This window comes from Sediminicola arcticus, from assembly GCF_040566695.1.
Taxonomy (GTDB): domain Bacteria; phylum Bacteroidota; class Bacteroidia; order Flavobacteriales; family Flavobacteriaceae; genus Sediminicola; species Sediminicola arcticus.
The window spans coordinates 152,233-174,541 of sequence record NZ_JBEXAE010000001.1; the positions used below are offsets into that span (position 1 = coordinate 152,233).

Annotated in this window: 22 protein-coding genes; 8 read left to right on the plus strand and 14 right to left on the minus strand. The window is 35.9% G+C overall.

Annotated features, from left to right (window positions below; translation table 11 throughout):
- Window positions 1–16: 16 nt before the first annotated feature.
- The 12 genes from ABXZ36_RS00615 to ABXZ36_RS00670 form a co-directional block, all read right to left on the minus strand.
- Entirely contained in the window at window positions 17–577 is a 561-nt protein-coding gene (locus tag ABXZ36_RS00615; RefSeq protein WP_354613512.1) for a thermonuclease family protein, read from the minus strand.
- Window positions 570–1,097, minus strand: coding sequence for a retropepsin-like aspartic protease family protein (locus ABXZ36_RS00620; protein ID WP_354613513.1), 528 nt, complete (start codon window positions 1,095–1,097; stop codon window positions 570–572). The genes ABXZ36_RS00615 and ABXZ36_RS00620 overlap by 8 nt, the downstream gene beginning before the upstream one ends.
- Entirely contained in the window at window positions 1,094–1,738 is a 645-nt protein-coding gene (locus ABXZ36_RS00625) for a hypothetical protein (protein ID WP_354613514.1), read from the minus strand. Before ABXZ36_RS00625 ends, ABXZ36_RS00620 begins: the two co-directional genes overlap by 4 nt.
- Window positions 1,738–3,048: a MotA/TolQ/ExbB proton channel family protein gene (locus ABXZ36_RS00630; protein WP_354613515.1), complete on the minus strand. Its 1,311-nt coding sequence runs from the start codon at window positions 3,046–3,048 to the stop codon at window positions 1,738–1,740. The genes ABXZ36_RS00625 and ABXZ36_RS00630 overlap by 1 nt, the downstream gene beginning before the upstream one ends.
- Before the next feature lie 41 nt (window positions 3,049–3,089).
- The gene (locus tag ABXZ36_RS00635) at window positions 3,090–3,452 is read right to left on the minus strand and encodes a hypothetical protein (RefSeq protein ID WP_354613516.1); all 363 of its coding nucleotides are present in this window, start codon (window positions 3,450–3,452) and stop codon (window positions 3,090–3,092) included.
- Window positions 3,452–4,555, minus strand: coding sequence for a hypothetical protein (locus ABXZ36_RS00640; RefSeq protein ID WP_354613517.1), 1,104 nt, complete (start codon window positions 4,553–4,555; stop codon window positions 3,452–3,454). Before ABXZ36_RS00640 ends, ABXZ36_RS00635 begins: the two co-directional genes overlap by 1 nt.
- Window positions 4,556–4,657: 102 nt before the next feature.
- On the minus strand, window positions 4,658–8,017 hold the full coding sequence (locus ABXZ36_RS00645; RefSeq protein WP_354613518.1) for a hypothetical protein: 3,360 nt from the start codon (window positions 8,015–8,017) through the stop codon (window positions 4,658–4,660).
- Window positions 8,018–8,022: 5 nt separating this feature from the next.
- Window positions 8,023–9,414, minus strand: a complete 1,392-nt coding sequence (locus ABXZ36_RS00650) for a hypothetical protein (protein ID WP_354613519.1) — start codon at window positions 9,412–9,414, stop codon at window positions 8,023–8,025.
- Window positions 9,415–9,424: 10 nt separating this feature from the next.
- Window positions 9,425–9,829, minus strand: coding sequence for a hypothetical protein (locus tag ABXZ36_RS00655; RefSeq protein ID WP_354613520.1), 405 nt, complete (start codon window positions 9,827–9,829; stop codon window positions 9,425–9,427).
- Window positions 9,829–11,301: a hypothetical protein gene (locus ABXZ36_RS00660; protein ID WP_354613521.1), complete on the minus strand. Its 1,473-nt coding sequence runs from the start codon at window positions 11,299–11,301 to the stop codon at window positions 9,829–9,831. The genes ABXZ36_RS00655 and ABXZ36_RS00660 overlap by 1 nt, the downstream gene beginning before the upstream one ends.
- Window positions 11,302–11,869: 568 nt before the next feature.
- Entirely contained in the window at window positions 11,870–12,535 is a 666-nt protein-coding gene (locus tag ABXZ36_RS00665) for a DNA-binding response regulator (RefSeq protein ID WP_354613522.1), read from the minus strand.
- A gap of 336 nt (window positions 12,536–12,871) precedes the next feature.
- The gene (locus tag ABXZ36_RS00670) at window positions 12,872–13,024 is read right to left on the minus strand and encodes a hypothetical protein (RefSeq protein WP_354613523.1); all 153 of its coding nucleotides are present in this window, start codon (window positions 13,022–13,024) and stop codon (window positions 12,872–12,874) included.
- A 359-nt stretch (window positions 13,025–13,383) separates the two neighbouring features.
- On the opposite strand from ABXZ36_RS00670, the gene ABXZ36_RS00675 reads away from it, so the two are divergent.
- Both ABXZ36_RS00675 and ABXZ36_RS00680 read left to right on the plus strand, forming a co-directional pair.
- Window positions 13,384–14,079, plus strand: coding sequence for a hypothetical protein (locus ABXZ36_RS00675; RefSeq protein WP_354613524.1), 696 nt, complete (start codon window positions 13,384–13,386; stop codon window positions 14,077–14,079).
- A gap of 379 nt (window positions 14,080–14,458) precedes the next feature.
- Complete coding sequence (locus tag ABXZ36_RS00680; RefSeq protein WP_354613525.1) at window positions 14,459–14,746, plus strand: hypothetical protein; 288 nt, start codon at window positions 14,459–14,461, stop codon at window positions 14,744–14,746.
- 137 nt (window positions 14,747–14,883) lie between these two features.
- Here the strand turns inward: ABXZ36_RS00680 and ABXZ36_RS00685 are convergent, their stop codons facing one another.
- Complete coding sequence (locus ABXZ36_RS00685; RefSeq protein WP_354614142.1) at window positions 14,884–15,075, minus strand: hypothetical protein; 192 nt, start codon at window positions 15,073–15,075, stop codon at window positions 14,884–14,886.
- Here ABXZ36_RS00685 and ABXZ36_RS00690 point away from each other — a divergent pair.
- Genes ABXZ36_RS00690 through ABXZ36_RS00715 form a run of 6 tightly spaced genes read left to right on the plus strand, consistent with a single transcriptional unit; the run spans window position 15,017 to window position 21,260 of the window.
- On the plus strand, window positions 15,017–17,443 hold the full coding sequence (locus ABXZ36_RS00690) for a TraG family conjugative transposon ATPase (RefSeq protein ID WP_354613526.1): 2,427 nt from the start codon (window positions 15,017–15,019) through the stop codon (window positions 17,441–17,443). The genes ABXZ36_RS00685 and ABXZ36_RS00690 overlap by 59 nt on opposite strands.
- Window positions 17,440–18,015, plus strand: a complete 576-nt coding sequence (locus ABXZ36_RS00695) for a conjugal transfer protein (RefSeq protein ID WP_354613527.1) — start codon at window positions 17,440–17,442, stop codon at window positions 18,013–18,015. Before ABXZ36_RS00690 ends, ABXZ36_RS00695 begins: the two co-directional genes overlap by 4 nt.
- A gap of 2 nt (window positions 18,016–18,017) precedes the next feature.
- A complete protein-coding gene (locus ABXZ36_RS00700; protein WP_354613528.1) occupies window positions 18,018–18,857 on the plus strand; it encodes a hypothetical protein in 840 nt (279 codons plus the stop codon).
- Complete coding sequence (locus tag ABXZ36_RS00705; protein ID WP_354613529.1) at window positions 18,858–19,475, plus strand: conjugal transfer protein TraK; 618 nt, start codon at window positions 18,858–18,860, stop codon at window positions 19,473–19,475.
- 21 nt (window positions 19,476–19,496) lie between these two features.
- Window positions 19,497–20,411 carry a conjugative transposon protein TraM gene (gene traM, locus ABXZ36_RS00710; RefSeq protein ID WP_354613530.1) on the plus strand — a complete coding sequence of 305 codons (915 nt, stop codon included), beginning with the start codon at window positions 19,497–19,499 and terminating at the stop codon, window positions 20,409–20,411.
- Between the two features lie 27 nt (window positions 20,412–20,438).
- Window positions 20,439–21,260 (plus strand): DUF4138 domain-containing protein, encoded by an 822-nt coding sequence (locus tag ABXZ36_RS00715; RefSeq protein ID WP_354613531.1) that lies wholly within the window; start codon window positions 20,439–20,441, stop codon window positions 21,258–21,260.
- Window positions 21,261–21,347: 87 nt separating this feature from the next.
- Here the strand turns inward: ABXZ36_RS00715 and ABXZ36_RS00720 are convergent, their stop codons facing one another.
- On the minus strand, window positions 21,348–22,295 hold the full coding sequence (locus tag ABXZ36_RS00720; protein WP_354613532.1) for a phospholipase D family protein: 948 nt from the start codon (window positions 22,293–22,295) through the stop codon (window positions 21,348–21,350).
- Window positions 22,296–22,309: the final 14 nt, after the last annotated feature.

Genomic DNA, 22,309 nt, shown 5'->3' on the forward strand with positions numbered 1-22,309 from the left:
TTATTGATCACAAGTGTTACCTAAAATCCCAAGGGGCAATAGGTTGTTTTTCTTGCCATAACCCTATTTTGGAACCACGGGCTTCTCTTTCCAGGACATCATAACTCATATCATCCGAATATTTCTTGAAATGCCATGCCATTCCTAGACGGACCATTTCTTTGTTAACATTAATACCGTCTATATTGTATATTTCACCAATCAACCTACCATTTCTGTCGAAATCTCCATCGGATGAAATGGTTGCCATTTGGCCATAACATAAATCAGAAAGCGCTAATTTGGCTGCATTGCCATATGGTTGTTTTCCTCTTTTTTCGGGAGCATCTATATGTTCCAGTCTTAATTTTATAGGAAGTTTGTCATATAAGATTTCAACTGTATCACCATCCAATATTCTAATAATTTTTGCTTGAAAAGTTATTTTTTCTATATCCGAAGAAGTTGTCTTATTCTCAGATTTAGTGTTTTCTTCAGAGGATGAAACAAAGACACTCTCTACTTTGCTAACAGGGCGATGCCTATTGCATGATGTACACCAAGAAAGAATTATTATGATAAGTATTAGTTTATTCAAAGCTGATGTATTTAGAATTATAATCGATAGTTACCTTTCCAAATTGAGCTAAAGCCGATTGGCCTAAAAGTAGGGGAGCGTTTAAATTATGAACTATAGAAGCTTTCACATTTTTGATCTCACGGTTTCCAATTTTTACAGATTTTAATATAACCTCAGTTCCTTCAGAAATACTTCCAGTAGCATCCTGGAAATACAAGGAGCCCACGATATCTTCATCAGTAATCTTACCTTGTTTGTATAAGAACATAGCTTCTGTGGCCGAAATAGATATACTACTGGCACCAGTATCGAAAATAAAGTTCATTGGCGTACCATTGATCTCAATAGGAACTTCATAAACGCCATGTGCATAATTCATTTTCACAATATTTTGGCCAGCTGATCTTTGGCCGTATACTTTTTTACTTTTCGAAGAGACTTCTTGTCTTGAATCGGTATTTCTTGTAGCACCTCTGTTAGGCCTATTGCATCCAAATATAATTACAACTACAAATAATAAGATTTTGATATTCTTCATAAATTGTTACTAACTTTAGGGATTATTTGAATCGAAAATCTCTTGTTGTTTGTCTCATTGTCTTCCCTACAAAGGCCATTGAATCCACTTCCTGAAATCAATACTTCTACATTGCTTTTTCTAAAATTCACATTATTTGAAATCCATAAATTATAAACAGCAAGAGCCCTTTCATAACTTCTTTTGTATCCAAAACTGTCATCTTCGCTAAATTTCATATCATATGAATTTCCCATATTTCCTTCAATGACCAATAAGTAAGAGAAATCAGGGTTCTTTAATTCCAGATCATTAAGAAATTTTTCCAACTTACGCCCTACGCCCAAGGTAGGCTCCACGTATTCATCCAAAATCTGAGTCTTATTGCGTTCAAAAATCTCTTTTCCCAATAAGTCTTTGGCAACAAATTTTTTACACTCCTCCAAGTAATAGAAACTGCCATCCAATTGAAGTGGTTTAAACTGTTCTTCTAACCGTACGATTTTTTCTAATTCATCTTTTTCTGCAATAATTTTATTTTGTTCTATTTTTAGATAGACTACAGTTAAGACAAATAACACTAGCATTATGAAGAATAAGGTGGTCATTAAATCTGAAAAGCTTACCCAAAAAATATCTGTTTTCTTTTTATTACTGCCCATTAACTTGTGAATATTTTATAGATGATACTCAAACAAGTAATTGTTCCAAAAGCAATTAGAATAACATTACCAACGGTAACTACCTTAGACGTTTTAATTTCCACAGGCTTGTCTCTTATGATTTCCAATAGATCCCTTATGGTTTGATCTTGTTGGGTGACGCTTGCCTTTAGTGAAGAAAGCTCAGTAGAGACTCCCTTTAAGGAATCTACATCATTTTTAATAGCCTTTATATTACTGCTTTCATCATCAAATACTTCTCTCGTTTTAATTCTTAAGTCCTGAAATAATTTTTCGAACCCTGAACTGATTTCTATATCCTTTTCATTAAAATCTTGTAATCGTTTGTTAAAGGAGAGTTCAAGATTGTCAACCATCTTGCCTGTGTTCTTGTCAAAGTCAACAATCCTATTTTTAATAGCTTGTTCACGGGAATCAATATTTTTAAACTGTTCTGATAGGTACCTTGAATTATCCGAAATGATACCTGCATTAGAATCAAATCTTTTTACGATTTCCGATATTTCCCCTACCTTTTTTAGTTGTTGAGAGACAGCAAGATTAAGTTCCCTAGTGTTCCCCAAAAACCCATTCATATTATTTAAATATTCCGATAGTTGCGTTAAATTTTTAAAGGAAGATTTCAACTGATGCATCACATCAATATTATATTTCGCAATGGTCGTAATATCTATTCTTTTTAACTCTTGTACTACTTGAAGTTGGCTATCAAATGCTTCCCGAACCGTAGAGATAATCCCACTAAAATCCTTCATGTTGGAAGAAAATTCTTTGTTGAATTTCAATAAATTTGTTTGGAGAGAGTAGATACTAGAAGAAGTGTTCTGGGAGAGTATTGGTAATAACTGGGTTTGGATAAAAGTGAAAAAATCATGCTTTTGATGCTCTACCTGCTTTCTAGCCTTAAAAAAGAAATAATTACTGATGATTGTCAGTAAGAGTCCTACTACACTGGCTATCATGGCTATTTTAACACCTCCCAATAACGCATCAATACCGCTAGTAGCTTGTTCAGCGGAATCAGACATTTTTGGCATGAAAATTAAACCACCTACTATCCCTATCATAGTGCCCATAAGACCCAAATATAGTGGGGTCGGGAGGCTGTTACTAATTTCGTCATCAACCTTGTCTACGTTTCTGTCCACAATGTCTTTCACTAGCATAAAGTCGCTTACAGCTCCTTTATTTCTTAAAAGATACCCATTGATGGAATTAAGAATATCACTTTGGGTTTCATTTTTTACACCCTTACATTCTATAAGGGATATATTTATTTTTTCACTCATTATAATCAGAGTTTAATGAAAGTTATTTCAGGTTCGCTTACTTAGTTCTTCTCGATTTCGTATTCTTCATCTTCAGGAAATTCTAATTCATCGTTGTAAGTATCTACATCTAGATCCTCATCATTATACTCATCTTCTATTTCGTCTTCTTCGACTATAGTATTTGGAATTTCTTCGACATGTGAATTATCATATTTTTCTTCAATTCTATTTTTCAAAACTTCTTCTATACTAATATCCTTTACCTGATTTTCATGAATATTGACGTTGACAATCGCAAAGTTTTTCACATTACCAATGGTCTTCTTATAGTTGTTGATTTTGCCTATATTTTTGACGAAAACAATTACTTGTATTGCTATAATTACGGCTATTATTATGATAAGTGTAGCATCGTGGTTCATTATTGAAATTTTATGGTTGCTTTATTTTCTTCTTTTACGGTCCAGTTACCATCTATAAGTTCAGCTTTTCCCTTTTTAGTCGTGATAATCTCTCTCTTAAATTCTTTATTGAAGTTTTCATTATTACAAACCCTGTATAGATAATCATCTGGTTGATTGGTAATGTTTCTGGTCATAAAATTGTCAACCAGAATTACTTCAAACTCCGCTAAGTGTTCATTGTTAGGGCTAATGACTAATTTAAAAATGGTGGTATTGTTTAAAGGTTCATTTGAAATATTCGTTAAAAAATGATCTACGGATGGTTTACCTGCATAAAGGATTGTAGGTGAATTTTTTGGCTCTTCAACCGGAAAGCTTACCTCGGTTGGACGTTCTTCAACGATTGGATCTGGTCTAAGGTTTTGATTTGATGTTACTTGGTGAGTATTGCTTTGGTACTTGATAGAATTAACTAATTCGTCAATTTCATTTTGCTTTTGTTTTAGTTTATTATCATTTTGGTCATAGTCATTTTCTAATATTGAATATTTCTTTTTCTGCTCTTTTAAATCTTTTCTTACGGTATTATATTTGAAACCGAAAAACAGTGTTGAAAGCATGAATAGTAGGATGGGGATCATCAAATAGTAAGACCAAGAATTAGATGATTTTTGATCTGGAGTTTCTATAGATCTGCTACTTACAACTTGATTTGTGCTTCTAGCTTCAATTTCATTTTGTACTTCTTTCGAAACTTCAGCTTTGGAGTTTTCGCCAAGTATTTCCTTTTTTAATTTAATGAAAGCCTTATCAGAACTTATTTCAGATTTTCTAACGTTTAATAGGCTATCTACTTTGAAAAAAAGAACTATTAGGTCTTTTTTATCTAAATTTTTAAAAGAATCAATTGGATTGGCTATTTTTTTAATGGTAGTTGGCCAAGCTTTAGATAATATTGGCGATAGTGTTTTGAAATCAATGGGTTTTTCTAGATTGTTTTTTATATTAATTTTTTTAAGTTCATCGTAGCTTGATTTCTCCTGATCATCTAGATCTCTTTGGGCTTTTATCTCCTCCATATATAATAAGAGGATTTTAGAATTAATATAGTCTACAGTCATTTCCCACTCATTTTGAGTGTAAGCTTTACTATTGCCTTGGCTCCAAACACTATTGGTGACCAAAAGCAAACAGATTAAAATTAGGTGTACATATTTCATCTACTATTGTCTTTTAGTTGTCAGTTCATATGCCAATTCGCCCAAGCATCCTACCAAAGGATAAAAGAAGAGGGTTTCGCTTATTGGTTCATCCTCGTGATGTTCAATTTCAGCTAACTTACTCTTGATGCCCATTTTTAATGAGTTTACCTTTTTGGATTCTAAGAAAGTTTGGGAAAAATCTATAATATCTTTTTCAATGCCGAAATAATCTCTGAAGGACAGTTGCTTATTTAAGTTAAAAAAGAATGATAAGAACTCATCGTAGGTACTTAACGCCTCCTTTTCCAGGTTGCTTACATTACTGTAATTATATTCCGGAGATGTACTAATTAAAATCTCTTTACTCAACAATACCTCACGTATTTCCTTAAGATCAACCTTTTTGGCCTTTTCAAAATATAACGCACCTTTACTTGCCAATTCTTTTGGGTTGTTGGGTAAGTTGATTTCTATACTAGGTGTTGATTCCAATTCGAAAATATGCTTAAAAACTAGATTCACGAGCTTTTGTAGCATGGTGTGAGTGGGGGATGCATCTATGATTGTTAATAATTTAGAGGCCGTACCCGAAAAAGTGAATGAAGATGGAATTTCAATGTCTTTTGACTTTAATAATTGTGCCACATGATAAACTTGTGCAACATAAAAGAGTAAAAAGATGATCTTAAATTCATTGTCTTCTTTGAGATGTGAAAGAAAACTTATGTTAATTTTTTTATCCTTTAATTGTTTGTTGTTTTCTAAACTGAATAAAGCATTTATAGCGTCATTGGAATTGTTTCTTTCCTTTATGCTTTCCATGATACCTTTTAAGTTTCCTTGTTTATTTTCTTGAAGAATTAAGGAAAGCTTATGGTGATATTTTTGGACAAATCCATTGATATTAATGTTCCTATTATAATTATCTCCAAATATCGCATCACCTGCAAACTTGTATGAACTAAACAAAATAGGATTATCTACTTTATAAACCGCTACATCTGATGTTCCTCCCCCAATATCTAAAGAGACCATAGGTTTTTCCAAAGCAGCTTTTCCCTCTACATTGGTATAATAATAGAAAGGAGTAAGGCTTTCGCAAACTTTTTGGATATTGATATCTTTACCTAAATATTTATGAATGGTGTTGGTCCACTTCTCCTCTAAACGAATTAACTGATATTCCAGCATGCTGGCAGGATAGGACCAGACGATTTTGGTTTTTTCCAAATCTCCATTGTTCAATAGAACCTTGTTTCGAATCATTTTTATCAGTTGTTCGAAAAACTGCTGCATCAATGTACTGCTATTGGCATCATTGTTCCACTTTAAATTTGTTTTTATCTCTGTATTTAGTGCAAAAGATAAGCGTTCATATTTAAACGGAATATTTATGTTGCCCATTGAAAAAACGGGCTGTGAAAAGTTAGTTTTCTTGTGATAGCTAACAGCAGTTCGCTGTGGCATTTGGTACGTGCTGCCGAGTCCAATTTCATTGGGAAGAATATCATCCTTATTTAGCTTTAAGTAGGGCTCATCAAATTTGGTGTCATCTATTAACCTGCCACAATGCCGATTTTCATGATTGGTTATTTCGAAAGGTTGAGGGATGTTTCCGTCTACAGAATATTCTATATGTGAATTGGTAGTTCCAAAATCAATGGCAAAAGAAAATTGGCTTGTTCCTTTGTTCACTCTTTTCTCAAATTCCGGTAAAATAAGTCCAGATCCAAAACTATGTTTTATTTGGATGTAGTCAAAGTTATGGTTGACCACATAGCCAAACATATTAATATTTTCCTCTTCTTTAAATCTACGTTGTACTTTTTGTACATTCGGGATTTCATGGTTTTTATTATCAAAGTATTTGAACTCGTAGGCATTATCCTCCAATAACGGGATAAAGTCAGCATCATAGAAAGCAATATTGTATTCTGGCTCTACACCTATAGGAAATTTATAAAAGGGTGTTATTGCCAAATTAATTCTGTTTTCTATTACGGCTCCTTTGTTTTCAGCAACCTTAGTATCAGGTTTATGTGCCTGATTTACTGGACTATAATAAGTCCTTCTAAAAGTAATATGATTGTTCTGTTGTATTGGTATTCTTAGTATAGCTTCTACGCTTCCGTTTTGTAGCGGCTTTAATTCAAATGCTTTTTCACCATTTATTACTTTTCTAAGAAAATCAACTGGAAAATATTCAAAGAATAATGGTTTAATAGGCAATAGAAAACTTTTACCTCCTTCATAATTTCCTTTGTTGAAATAGTAATCGTCAATAGGATATTCTGTACGAATGATTACTGGCTCTAAAAAGTCACTAATGGTTAAATAAGGATACTTGTTACCATCAAAGGGAAGTACTCTTTGATCAACTGGGTTGTTATCAAAATGAGGTGCCCTATTAGACTGTATCCAATTATCGGTCACATACCGTAATTGGCCAGAAAAGATATCATTGGGTAAAACTAAAGGAGGTAAGTTACCATCAATTCCTTTTTCTGCGGCAAGGACAAATTTACTGTCTTTTATTTTATCACTTTTATCCCTTGATTTTTTTAAGGGAATATTAAATATTTCAATAATTTCACCTCCTCCGTTTATACTAAGCGATGGAAGATCATTATTAGAAGTGGATGTAAGTTGATTTAATACAGCTCTAAATTCTGTATCCAATTGTTTTTGCGTTTCATCAAAATAATCATTGACCTGACTGAATTTAGAAACGAAATTTGGAATAGATTTACCAAGAGAGAACAAATATTTTATATATTCTGGATCTCTTTTGTGCAATGGACAATACACATCATCCAAAAAGGTGTCAGAACCATCTTGAAAATCGTGCAGGTCAAATTTATTGGCAGAGGTGAAAAACAATGAAGCAGGCGAAGTACCCCCGATAATGTTTATTGCGTTGGGACCGTCCTTATAATTGATTAGATACAATTTGTTTAAGTCCTTAAAATTATAGGTTCCAGCATCCTCTATAAAATACAATCGAAGACTCTCACCCAGTAATCTATGATTGGGATTATTTGAGTTAACTAGATTATCAAGATCATGTTTTGGATCCCAACTTATAATTTCGATCTTATCCTTAAATTTTTCATAGTTGAAGAAAATCTGTCCAATATCCAAGGCGTCAGAAACCATTTTATGGTGGATTGTCCTGCCAATTAAATTAGTATTCGCAACTTCTTTAAAAGCTGTTCTCATTAAATCTATACGTGCAAAAGGGCTTGGGATTGAAGTTATTTCCCTACTGGCGTGTTCACCATTTGGATCTTCAATTGCAGCAATGGCCTTATCATTTAATGGATTGGAATCTTGCCAATCATATAAATTATTCCCTTCGTGAAATCTAAATACTTTTGCCATAAATCTTATTTTTCTTGCACTAATTTGTTGGTGGTTATATAGAAATTTTCGAAAAACTTATTTTCAATATTGGAAGCTTTCTTAATTGATTTCGAAGATTTACTGAGGTATTCAGTATATCGTTCATAATTTTTTGGACCTAAAAAGCTGCCATTTTTCAATTTTATACCTTTTACACTATCAAAAATATCTTCTGTGTTTTCCTCCATTGTAAAAGGATCAAAACCTCTTTCATTTAGTTTCATTTGCTCCAACCATTCCCAATATTGGTCATTAAAGAGTCTAAACTTCCCATAAAAGTCGCTGGAAAGAAAGGCAGAAGACAGTTCTAACATTGCAGCGAACTTCATGTCCAAATTATTTCGCAATTTCTTCTTGGTGTAAAGATGAAATAGGTAATATTGAGTAAGGGGTTTTAATAGGTTGTCTTTGGTTATATCATTCAAATCGGTAAACAGGATGGAGGCGGAGTCTTTTTCAATCCCAAACTCCTTAACTACTGGCTCACTGCGTAAAGGAGAATTAGTAAAGTTCAATATGGCCAGGGCCGAGGCAAGTTCAATGAAATGAGCATCATTTTTTTGGGCAACACTACCTTCATTGTTATCGTAATCCTTGTTGTGATGATCGCCAATATAATACATGGCATCAACACTTTCGTTTACGCCATGTTGATAATATTTTAAGGCTGCTTTCGTCTTGGATATAAATGTAGATTTTTCAATATCACTATCCTCATCCTTTTTTACCCCAAAATATGGCAATACGGAAATAGCACCAATTTGTGCTTGCTGCAATAAGGCAAAATTGTTTAATTGTGGACCAGCAGATCTAATAGTTTTAAGCAACAAAGGAAATCCTGATGCCCCTGTCCCTCCAAATATAGAGGAGATTATAAATATTTTATCACCTTGGGAAAAGCTGCTTGCGAATTTTTCAAAGTCTTCGGACTGGTTAAATTGATTTAAAACGACACTTCCCATATTAGGATTACCCTTAAACCCAACTTCCATGTCAGAATTTAGGTTTCTCTCACTAAAGAGCAGGGAGGTTAAGGCCTTGTTATTTTTATCAAGGCTACTGTAATCTATAAAGTCTTTGAACTTTTTATTTGAATTTTGGATTTTGATCCTAAAGTTGTCAGTCAACGATTCAACTTGTGTTTTGAAAAATTCGTTTTTGGTTTCGTTGTCGAAGGTTAATTTGCTTCTTATATTCTGGTATAAACGTAAAATATCAGTCGTTTTGCTTACGTCGCCGTTAGCTGCATCAGGGTCAATTATTATGGGAACAATTGTATCTACATTACACTTGACACCTGATGCCAAAAGAAAAGTAAGAGATTTTAAAACTCTGGCACCGGTTCCACCAATACCGAAAATATATAGTTTTGACATAGTTTAATTATTAAAATGGTACATGTGAGGAATTGGGGCTTTTCCATTTAATCAAAATTGAGAATAGAAAAATGATGACAAAGGCATAAGCCATATTAGTTACTGAGAAAATGATAGTATCAGTGGCATAGTCTTCCGGTTGAAGTTGAATACTGTACAAACTATTTTCCACAGTAACGTATGCAATAACAAAGGCTAATACACCTCCAAAAAGGAGAGTCAACAACCAAACCCATAGTTTACTTGTCTTTGGCCTATCTATAACATAGTAATAAATAACCGTTAACACTAAAATTGTTGGGAGAGTATATATGAAGATTAGACTATAGAAATCATTTTCATACATAATTTGAGAAAATGGTCCAAGGTAATTAGAACCCCATAACTCGTAGAAATTGGCAATTAAATCTTGCATTATTTACGTTTTTTATTTTTGATTATAACTAAGATTACTAGAGCGATAATTCCGGCAATAAAAAATAGTCCGATAGTCGTGCCGAGAAAGGAGCTGGAATTTTCATGTTTTATGGGAACGGTAAGACTAAAATAATTTTTGTTTCCAGTTGCCTTGAGATAGGCTTCAGATAAGCCTTCTACTAAAAATGTAAGACCAAAAGTACTTTGAAGAGTATTGCTATTGGTATTAATATCAGAATCATCAGTTGTTGATGATTGCTCTACCCATTTTGGAGTAGTGCGTATAAAATTAAATTTCAAGTCCTCTATTTGTTTGTTATCGGTATTAAATACAATAACATGGCTAAATTCACCCTTTAAGTGTAATAAATCAGAAGGTTCAATTTGGATCGTTTCTCCATTTTTGAATTTAATTCTAGTGTCTTCTATAACCCCAATTTTAGATATAATGAAATCAGAACCATCGATTGTGTAATTTGAAGGAGAAGTAGAGTAATCTTTTGAAACGGGAAAATTATTTAGATTAACTGCTACTGCCATTTGAAAGAGATTTCCATCTCTATTATCTCCTGTAATTTCTATACCCTTTACTTGCCCTTTTACAACCTGTTTTTTTGCAGGTTTGAATTTTCCTTGATTTAGGGTTGCTATCAAAACCGAAAAATTATTGATCTCGTAGTCTTTCTCAGTTAAGATGAATTGGTTTTTATATCCATTGTATTTTTGGAAATATGGTCCAATTTTATCTGTAAAGTTACCTACGCTATTTTGGCTTCCAATTACGGCCATGTAATAGGGACGGCTTGTTTTCAGTTGAATAGGCTTGTCGTTATAATCATAATATGGACCGTCAAATTCACTTACAAATTGGTATAAGTTTGTAGTTAAGTTTTTACCATCCTTGCTCGCAGTCTGAAATACATCGCGGGTTAGAGCTTTTTGTTCTCCTAACAATGCAGTCGTTTGCTTACCCTTTATAGAATAAATGAAATCAGACAGTAAGATGGAAACTGTGCTATCATCTGAATTTTTCGTGATTTGACGAAATATCTCATTTAAGTTACTGGAACCTGTATTTCCTATCTTTATAGAGCTTGGGCTCAATTTATCAGCAAATTCGACTATATCCCCCTTTATTGGGCTTTTGTGAATCTGGTCATTAATAAAAAAAAGCTCAATGTTTTCTTCTCCATAAGGAAACTTAATATCGACCAACAAATTTTGTAGAGCGTCTTTAAAATCGGTCCTTCCATTTACATAGCCATTCATACTTCCAGAGTTCTCGATATAAAGATTTATCTTAAGTTTCTCTGAATTTTTAGGTTCGGTATAATTAGGCGCGATTGCTAAAGTGGTATCTCTATCTGTTATAAAATTTTCTTTGTTTCCTTGACGGGGACTACGCTCACAAGAAATAATACAAATGATGCAAATAATCAGTACTAAAGCTTTAAGTAAAGTGTTTTTCATGAATACAGGTTAGTCTTAAAAGTTTGGTTTTTGGTAAAAAACAAGCGTTACAAAAAGAGGCCTGCTAATATTAATAATGACTTCCTTGGAAAATTGAATCAAGACTTAAATCTTGAAACTATTCCAGCATAATTTCTTCAAGGTAAACAGAATAATATTATATATATTATATTTTCTCAGAGATTTTTTTCAACATAATTGTTCATTGAAATCTACTAAAATTTGAATATGCTCATAGAGACCTGTTAGTCAGTTAGTTGTTTCCTTTTTTTTAAAATTTCAATATTTCTACTAGTTGCTGGTAAGTAAATTTTAAAGCACTAATTGAGAATACTTTCATTAATTGTTTAAGTTTTGTTGGGTCTGGTAAAAGTCTGATCACAAACATATTACCATTTTGGTGAGATCCTTTACGGTTTTCCGTAATGGGTGAACTTTAGTTATATTAAAGTCAAAAGGGAAGGGGAATAGGAAACATATTCCTATAAATTAAATTGGATTAATTGGGATGGAGAATGATCTTATTAAGCCATCTTATCGATGTCGTCGAACTGTTTTTGAAAATCTATTAGATCAATCGTAAGTCTTTTAGGATGGTGACCAAATGTATGGTAGTATTGGCTTGAAATTCCTCCTTTAATTCCTTAATTCTTTTTTCAATGGAACTCCTGCTACTAGGAATAATACGGGCTGATTTTAATCGTTGCTCAATTTCATCCTGGGTAAGGCCATTGGCCAAATCAGTAAGTACTCTAATTTCAAAGTCACCCAAAGTTAAGACATTCTTTTTGGTAAATATTGGCTCTAATTGTGGGGATAGGTAAGAGTTGTTGTTAAAGACTTCATTAATAGCATCTTCTAATTCTAAAAGTCCTTTTCGGTCTTTACAGACATATCCGTTGATCAATACACTTTCCCATAAAGACTGAACGGTCTGGGGGTGGTCCTCAATAGAATAAACAATTACTTTTAGATCTGGCTGTTCCTTTTTTAGGGCAGCGATAAGATCTTGCCCAGAAGTAATTTTTTCATCCCTATGGTCTACCTTAAAAGAGAGGTCACAGATCAAAAGCTCATAAGGCTCATTATCTTGCAAGGCCCTTTTAGCTTTTAAAAAAGCTTCATCACAATAAGCAGCATGATTGATTTCTTTAATCTTTAGCTGTTGCAATAGAGATATCACGCCTATATTGATACTATCTATATCCTCTGCTACCATTACTTTGTTGTACATAACCTGCTTCTTGTTTTGGGATTTTTACTTGGGTATTCATAATTTTCCTAGGTACCAAATGTAGAAATTCCTATGATGCCTCAATTACGGTTTTCCATAATTCCTAATTCATTTCTTATTTAAAGTCCAATTAGATCGTCATTTATTTTACTCCATGGTGTGGGTCTTTTAGGTGTTAATTACCTTAGAAATCTAATATTTATAATTATAGCAATGGTAAATGATTAGGCTTACATTTTGAATAAGATGTAGAATGTAAAAAAGGGATGGGCTTTGTAAAACCTCATCCCTTCTATAAAAATTTTGATTTTAAGGATAGTAAAACCCTTCATTAATTTAATTTCCCGGCGGGGTTACTACTTCACCATCTTCACCTTCTGTAGATTGTTCCAAATAGGTTGCATCTGTTTCTGCCAATGAATCGGCTGTGCAGGATAAAAGGGTGATGTTGGTAAGTAATAATATGGATACTAAAACTATTTTTTTCATGGTTTTTTGAATTTAAAATTGAACAATGGGATTGCTGTCCGGAGTTATCCGAATACCGTTTTGGCTACAGCAACCCGTGAGAGTTGGGAGTACTCCTATTTTTTGGGAAGTAGAAATCCCATGCGGCAGCTCCTAGCTACTTCCCGGCGGCTATTTGCCTACCGCATAATGGATTTCAGAAGTGATATATGGTGTACAAAGCCTCAATTGCATGTTGAAGCGTTCATCAATCACAGGACAAAGAAACAAGGATGGGATTGCAGGTTGTGGAGAACCCATGGAAAAGACTTTCCGGAAATTTTATTCCATGGAAATTCCATTATAATCCTTAGTTTTATAACAAATAAAACCGAAAATACATGTCAAAAGAGGTTCTTTTAAGAGCGTTTAAAAAAGCCGAAAAGGAAATCGGATCTTCAAAAAAAACGCATCTCTCCACCCATATTTCGGAAATACTTTTGGAAGATTTTAAGTATACGGTGAGTGAACGAAGTCTTAGGGATTATTATACCAATTACCTTAACGGGACTACTGCGGTCCAAGAAGATCTTAAGCCTAAATTGATAGAATGTTTGTGTAGGTATTTGGGGTACAAAAATTATGCAGAGTTTGTAAGGGAAAATTCAAATGGAGGGGATGTAAAGGAAAGAGTTTCAGTCACCTCAGGAATCAAAAAAGACTTTAAAAAGAAATTTGGGAAGGTCGGGGCTATTGCCGCTATACCATTATTAGTATTAACAGGTGCTGTGGGTTATAATGGATTTGTGGTAGAGGAAGAAAATTGTATGATATGGGTACAGGACCATTTTGAAAGTACTATTTGTAAGGGTAGTGAATTTGAACAGCCTCATGAAAAAATGACCATGGAGAAAATGAAGAAAGTGGTTGTTTTTGATACTATTGACAAAGGGGATAATTTATGGTATGATAAGTCGGACAATGAATTGGAATTTTTCACTTCTCCAGGTATTCATCCCACCAATGGAAAAACCCTTAAACCAGTGACAACATATATTTATCAGAAATATATTGTAAAGGAAAAAGGGTTTGAATAGAGGGTAAATATAATATGAACCTAAACTCACGATTTTAAGCTTCTTACAAAGCTGGAATCATACCGATGGAAAAGCTCTTCGAAAACCGCCACTAAACATAATTAAGTAATTAGCTAAATTAGAGCTCCAACTTTTATCAACAGAAAGGTAAAATGCCCATTAAATGAGCATTTTACCTTTCTTCTAACATCCTCTCTATCATATTTATCAACAGCTCTCCCATAAAAATTCCATTTATTTCGCTCTCATTTGTAATCAAACAAACACAATTCAATTCAAACATAATTTTATTCACAAAGTATTGATTATCAATATTTTAAATAAATTAATCTGTATTTTTTCAGTAACAAAATTGGTCAACTATTTAAACCATTTTATTATGAAAAAATCCATTTATCTCAGCTTACTTTTTTCTCTGATCACTAGCTCAATATTTGCGCAGATTGGTGGTATTGAAGATTCGGTCAACGATGTATCAGATACCATCAGGACCATTTTTCCCATTATTTTAGGTGTGATTTTCCTCATTGGGTTTTTGTTCAATGCGGGGCATTTCTTCGGAGAAAATGCAGATCTCAAAAAGGGCATTACAAGGGTACTGGTCTTTGTCCTTATTGCCGGGGCCGTCGTCGGCATTTTCACCTATCTTATAGGAATCGTGGTCTAATGAAACGATTCGAGACATATAAGAACATTAGAAAAAGGGCATTGATCTGGGGCTTGCCCCTATCCCTTTTTACCCTGCAGATGCTAGCCATCTTAGCTTCACTATTGGTTATAATTTTCTCCTTTAGTTTGCTTTCACTATTGGGTTCCTTGATCTTCAACACGGCCATATATATCGTCTTCACCAAAATAACCTTTCAACCCCACCTGCTCTATTTCCAGAAGGTCTTTCCAAAGTGCATTAGCAATAAACGCATTAGCCCCTTGCAATATGACTAAAACAAATTTGGCAACAAGACATCCCATTATGGAAGTCCAGGGAAATACCATTTTTGCAAGTAACGGCAATGTGGTCCTTGCCTATTCCATTACAATGCCTGAGATTCATTCCCTATCCTCCATTGATTTTGAAGAGTTACATGGGGTTTGGTTCCAAGCTTTTAAATCACTACCAGTAGGAACGGTAATCCACAAACAGGACATCTATATAAAAAAGTTATTCGCTTCTGAAAATCTGCCAAAATCCTCCTTCCTTTCCAAGGCCACACACCACTATTTTAAGGAAAGGGAATTTATGGAACATAAAAGCTATTTGTTCTTTACCCTTACCCAGAACAAAGCTTTGAACAATGCCAAATATGTCAACCCTTTTCTTCAGGTTGCTAACGGGGTAACAGAACAACTGGATGATTCCATCTTTCGTTTTACAACCCATGTAAATGATGCGGTATCCTTTATCAATAACAGTCGCAAGGTTTTCTTTGATGCCTTGACGGAATATGAAATACTCGCCTTAACCCACAACCACTTTAATGGTTTCAATGAGGGTATGGATACCGATATACTTTTGGATAAATCCAATATTATCATTGGGGAAAACTTTTTTGATGTCCTAGCGGTGAACCATGAAGGCTGTTTTGGGGAAGGGGTACAAACCAGCAAAACCAATGAGCGTTTCACTTCCAATGATTTTGTGTTCCATCAGGGCTTTATAGATGGTCTTGGACTCACCCTTAATGAGAACCATATGGTCAACCAGATCATCTACCTGGACGACATACAGAAATGGCGAAAGCTGTTGGACAAGAAAATTGAGGAACTGCAGAAGAGCTCCAATTTTGGAACACAAAACAAAGTAGTGCTTAAAAAAATACAGGCCATACAGGAACAGATCAATGCGGACGATACCTCAAGGATCATCCGTGGCCATTTGAACATCATTTATTGGAGTGACAAAAAGGAAACGCTCAAGCATATCACCTCCAACATAAAGGCAGAGTTCAAAGCCTTGGACATTACCCCTTACTATCCAGGAGGAGAGGAACGTAAAAACTACTTTTTGAACAGCCACTGCTGTTTTTCCTCCAATTTTTCCAATGAGGACCTTTATGTAACCGATTTGAAGCACAGTTTATGTCTATGGCTCAACACCACAAATTACAGGTCGGATGCCACGGGTATAATCTTCAACGACAGGGAGCACAACATTCCCGTGTTAAAGGATGTATGGGATGAACACAAGAGACGGATCAAAGCCCGCAACTTTGCCATCTTTGCCCCCACTGGGGAGGGCAAGTCCTTTCTGGCCAATAACATCTTGAGGCAGTATTTTGAAGACGGGGTGCGCATGGTCATCATTGATCTTGGAGGGTCCTATACCAAACTCGCCAAACTGTACCCTGACCAATATGCCGTGCTACGTTATGAAAGCGGTAAAAACCTTGGCATCAATCCCTTTTATAGCGCTATCAAGGAGGAGATTACCCCCGAGCGCCTGGAAGACCTGTCCATTTTCCTATTTGAGTTATTGGCGAGCGATCTTAAAGTGACCAAGTCCCAATCCGTTTCCATAAAGAAAATTCTACAAGATTATTATCAAAAAACACCCAGAAACCATTCACTGAACAGTTTTTATGCCTTTGTGGAAACTCATAGGGATCACCTTTTGGAGGATCTCAAAATACATCCGGACTATTTCAATATCACCAATTTCCTGCACATCCTCTCTGAATATGTGGGCAATGGGCTTTACAGCTTTCTTTTTGAGCTCAGTGAGGACCAAACCTATAAAATGGAGGACAAGCGGTTGATCATTTTTGAACTGGATGAAGTGAAGGACAATAAAGAGATCTTGTCCGTTATGCTAAAACTCATCAAATCTGCCATCCAAAGGACCATTTGGAAGAACAGGGCAGAAAAGGGCATCATCCTTTTTGATGAATTTGCCAAACAGTTAAAGTTTGACAATGTATTGGAAAGTGTGGAATTCTATTATCAGGCAATCCGAAAACAAAATGGGGCCATAGGTATCATCCTGCAATCCATCAACCAATTGCCCAACAATTCCACCTCTGCCAGCATTTTGGAGAACACCCAGGTCATTTATAGCCTAAACAATGAAAAGGGTTATGATGCTCTGAAAGAACGGCTGAACCTCTCCAGCCACGATCTGAACCAATTAAAATCCATCAAGAACAATCTGAGCGGAGAACAAAAGTACACCGAAGTGTTCATCAAGATAGGTAAGGAAAGTAACATCTTCCGTTTGGAAGTCCCGCCGGAAGTCTATGCCGCCTATCTCACTGATGGGCCAGAAAACGCGGCCATAATGGCCTTATATCATAAATATGGGTGTATGGAAAAGGCAATTACCGCATATGTACAGCAATTGAAAAATCTAAATTCAACTACATCATGAACCTAAAAATCGCAGTAATATCAATATTATTCGCCCTGTTCACAAATGGCCATATTACGGCCCAAGGGATGCCCGTTTATGACAACACTAACTTCATCTCCTTGGCCAAGTCCTTATTGGAGTCGGCCAAGCAGACCTCCGAGCTTTTAAAGACCGTGGAGTTTCTGAAAGAACAAAAGGATAATATCATAAAGGTCAACGATGTCCTGAAACAATTGAAGGCCGTCCGGGAAATGGGCAGGAACAACCAACGGCTGTTCGATATTATCCAAAACGATCTCAGGGAAATCCTGAATTCACCCTACATAAAGCCCAATGAGATCAATAGGGTTTCCGATTCCTTTAATGCCATTATCGAAAACTCCCTGGAGGATCTAGAGTTTATAGATCAGATCCTTTCCAGTGACTTCCTTAAGATGAGCGATGCCGAAAGGGCCTCGATCCTAAAAGAAAAGGAATTGAAATCCAAGGAAATGGTCTTGGAGATCGAGCAAAAAACCAAGCGCTATCGGGAGATCATATCCTTTCGGGAAATGCAGGACAGAATTAATAACCGTGAAATAAATTATTAACGATGGAGGGGGCCATAATTTTAGGGATGGGATTGGAATATGTGGACACTGTTTTCCAGACCATCAAGAGCAGTGCCTTTTCCCAATATACCATTGGGGGAATGAAAGCTTTGGCCGTGCTCTTCTTTCTGATCAATATCCTAAAAAAATACAATGAGGGTGTGGTCAATAAATACGGATACACTTGGGGCTTAAGTCCTGAAGAACTGGCCAAGAATTTTGCCGTTGTCATTCTGGTCATCTTTTCCACCCAAGTGTTGGGCGTTTTCGATGGGATTTTGGTGGCCATTGAATCCCAATATCGGGACACAGCCCCTGCCCTACTTCCCTTACAGCTCCAGGATATCGATCTGGAACAGGAGGTGGGTGCATTGGAAGCAGCAAAAAAAGCAATGGCCCTGTTATACGAGGCGTTGGTCACTCCCCTATTCGGCCTGAAAATATTCTCCTTTATCATAGGGCTGTTCCTTTGGCTATTGGATCTGTTCATCTACCCCCTTTTCTTGGCTGAGCGCTATTTCCTATTGGGGATCATGCAGGCCTTTTTCCCCTTGATTATCAGTCTGGCGGTTTTCGAAAAGTTTAGGAGCATGGCCTATACCTTTTTCAAGCTATATGCTGCTGTGTATATGGTTGTCCCTGCCTTTTTTCTGGTCAATGTCTTTGTCAATAACCTCTATACCGAGATCAATACTAATTTTTGGTCCGATCTTTTGGGCACTGATTTTGGAAGCACTGCCTTTGCCCCTTTGGTACAGTTAGGTAGCATTGGTTTTATTGTCTTTCTAAAATTCAAACTCTACAGGAAGGCTACCTCTTTCACCTTTAAACTCTTCACCTAAATGAAAACAGCGTACAGAAATATTTATCAGGTATTGCATTTGAACAGGCTCATTGTCTTTTCGGTAGTGGTCATTGCCTTGGGTTCCAGTTTCTTTTCGGGACTAATGGTTTATAATATCTACCAAGAAAGTCTGGATAATGCCTTTGCCATCAGTACAGACGGTAATGTGATCCCCCTCAAATTGGTCTCCCAAACGGAAAACCTGGAAGTGGAGGCTTTGGCGCATTTAGACCTGTTCCACCATTATTTCTATGGTCTCGATGCCAGTAATTATGAAAAGAACCTGGAGAAGGCCCTATGGCTGGGGGATAGTTCCGTGGACAACCTCTACCGTCAGAAAAAAGCGGATGGGATCTATAACAGACTATTGCAATATTCCTTGGTACAAAAGGTCATACAAATAGATACAGAACTGGATCTAACGGCAGAACCCTATAAGTTCAGGACAACGACCTATTTTGAGATCAACCGGGGCACGGTCATGGATCATTATACCCTGGTCAGCACCGGCCAGTTGATATCCGTGGACCGCAATTTTCCTAGGAACACCCATGGCCTATTGATCACCGACTATTTCGAGAACAGCCTTAAGAAAACTAATAATGATAGCCCTTAAGGGCATTAAATCTAACGCATCATGAATATAGAAAAGAACAAAATCGTATTTGGATCCGTGATACTGGTCGTTGTTCTGTTTATCCTTTCGTACACCTATTTGGTCCTGGGGGAAGGGGATGAACAAAATGATGTATTGCAAGAGACCCAAGTTCCAAAATTGGAACAACAGCAAAAGGACTATTCCTCCAAATTGGATGCCCTTAACGAACTGAAGGAAGTGAGGCAGACCAATGCCCCCAGTATTTACGATGAAAAGCTGTTCGACTCCACAGGCACCTTTGATTCTGGTCTTTTCGATAAGAAAAGAGAAAGGATACTTGATAGTCTGTACGGTAAGTATACTAACCGGGAAAACGAGCTGGCCGCAGTGAACAAAGACGAGTCCCCTGAAAAAACTCAACAGGATATCCCGAAGCAAGAATGGAACCCTTCTGTTTCCGTAAAAGAAATAGGACTGGAGCACCAGCTTTTTTTTAGTGCCGATCCACAACCCATCGAAGTTGGTTCTTCAGAATCAACATCCAATGTCCTTTTTGCAAAGGTGGATGGCGAACAGATCCTAAAGGCGAATGGCAGGATACAGTTAAGACTGACGCAGGAGGCAGTGATCGGCAATGCCCTGTTTCCTGCGAATACGAAACTTTATGGCTTGGTGACCTTTCAGCCCAATCGGGTAATGATCAAAATTGAAAATATAGATCATGTGCCCCTGACCCTAAAAGCTTACGATCTGCAGGACGGATTGGAGGGGATCTATATAGAGAACAGTTTCAGATCCAATGCCTCCCGTGAGGTGGTGGATGATATTGTTCAGGACATCAACCTCCCAGGCGTTCCCCAGGTGGGAGGCATCAAAAGAATATTTCAACGAAACAACCGCACCGTAAAGGTTTTAGTCGCAGATAATTATCAATTGCTGCTAAAAGGTCAATAATCACCATCATCAATAAAACAACGAACCATGAAAAAAATGCTCTACCCTTTTATATTTTTATGCTCTATATGTAGTGTATCGGCACAAGCGATTAAACCCTTGGACACCATTTACGCCAATGAACATAAAGCCGTGGCCCTTTTCTTCCCTAGTACCATAAAACATGGGATTACGGGCTCCACGAATTTCGTCTTCAGTTTCAACAGGGTAAAACAGCAACGCTTCGGACTTTTACAAGCCTACCCAGGTGCGGAAAGCAACCTCTTGGTCCTAGGAAGTGATGGCCAGGTCTTTTCTTATATCCTTCGATACGGAAAAAAATTGTCGCAACTCAATTATTTTATCCCCAAGGAGGAAAGTATTGGAAATGAAACGGGGCAGACTAGCTTAAGGTTTCAAGAAAATAAAACTTTTACGGCTTTGGATTCGAAAGCAGAGAATTCCGAGGCTATAGCGTTAGAAAAATTATGTAGGCAGTTACTAAAAACGCCTAGGCCGTTCAATCAAATAAAGCAGAACAAGGGGGTTGTCCTTAAAATGACCAATAGTATGTATCACGGGGATCAGGTATTTGTGGTCTTTGAAATCCAAAATAAATCTCAGATCGATTATGAAATCAACGCCTTGGACCTTTACAGAGTAAACGGCACCAAAAAACGGAAGTCCTCCTATCAGGAAGTGCCCTTAAAATCTGTGTATCAATTCAAAAGACCTTCTCAAGTTAGTTCGGGATCCAAAGTCCAATTTGTCCAAGTGTATCCCAAGTTTACCTTGGGTAAAAATGAAAGGCTAAAAATAACCTTGGGTGAGTTAAATGGGGGGAGGAATTTGAATTTGAAATTAAGATAATAGATGTTTATTCTTAAGAAGAAAATCATTTCAATTATACATAACGAAAATTATAGCACAATACATTTAAATAAATATAATTCAATTTTAAGAACTCCTTTTATCGCCTAATATCGATTCAGGATAAACCATCCAATTTCCTTTGTCTGTGGACTTCAATTCTATTCCCTTCTGTAGACCTAATTCTGTAGGTTGGTTAGCGTCACCATCAATTAGACCTAGGCTTTGTAAGTCAGCTACAACCTCTTTATAATTCTTCCCTAAAGCTTTACCCAAAACTGTCGCTGATACCAATTTATCCTTTTTTTGAAATGCGGTCTTTTTAACAAGAGGCTTGGAATAATTTTTTTTAACCTCAAACATTTTTGATAATTCATCTTTCAAAATTCGTTTGTCAATAATTTCTTTCATTTCAAATCCGACCGAACCAATAAGCTTAGCTCCCATTCCCTTTTTATCTCCCAAAATTGGCTCAGTTTCGTACAACAATTCTGCATTACTGAATATTTTATCAAATTTTTTGATTGGATCAGTTTGATTGCTTGTTCCAAATACATTATCAGAGACATTCTGGACTACATTTGAAATAGCGTCATCTGTGGCATCAATTGCCTTTGTCAACAGACCTTTTGAGGAATGCTTTTCTAAAATTCCAAATTCAATGTTTCTGGATCCAGAGTAATCGTATAGATTCATACTGGAAAAAATCATATGATAATCATTTATGTAAAACTTGGCATGTAACAATTCTTCAAATCGAATTTCAACATTTGGAAATTGCATCAAAAATTCCAATGACGATTTAAGCTTTGGTTTTTTGCCCTTTTGGAGTTCTTCCTTGCCATTTTTACCAAATAGGATTCTTAATTTGAAATTTTGATTTTTTCTATCCAATTGTTCCTTAAGTGCCGATCTAACTCTAGGTGATAAATCAATATAGGGTGAAATCAATAATAGTTTATTTTTAGCTTCCCTTATTAAATCTTCAATTGCTCCTGTAAGATTGCTGTCAAATAAATAATTATCTCCTGTCATAATGAAATTAAAAG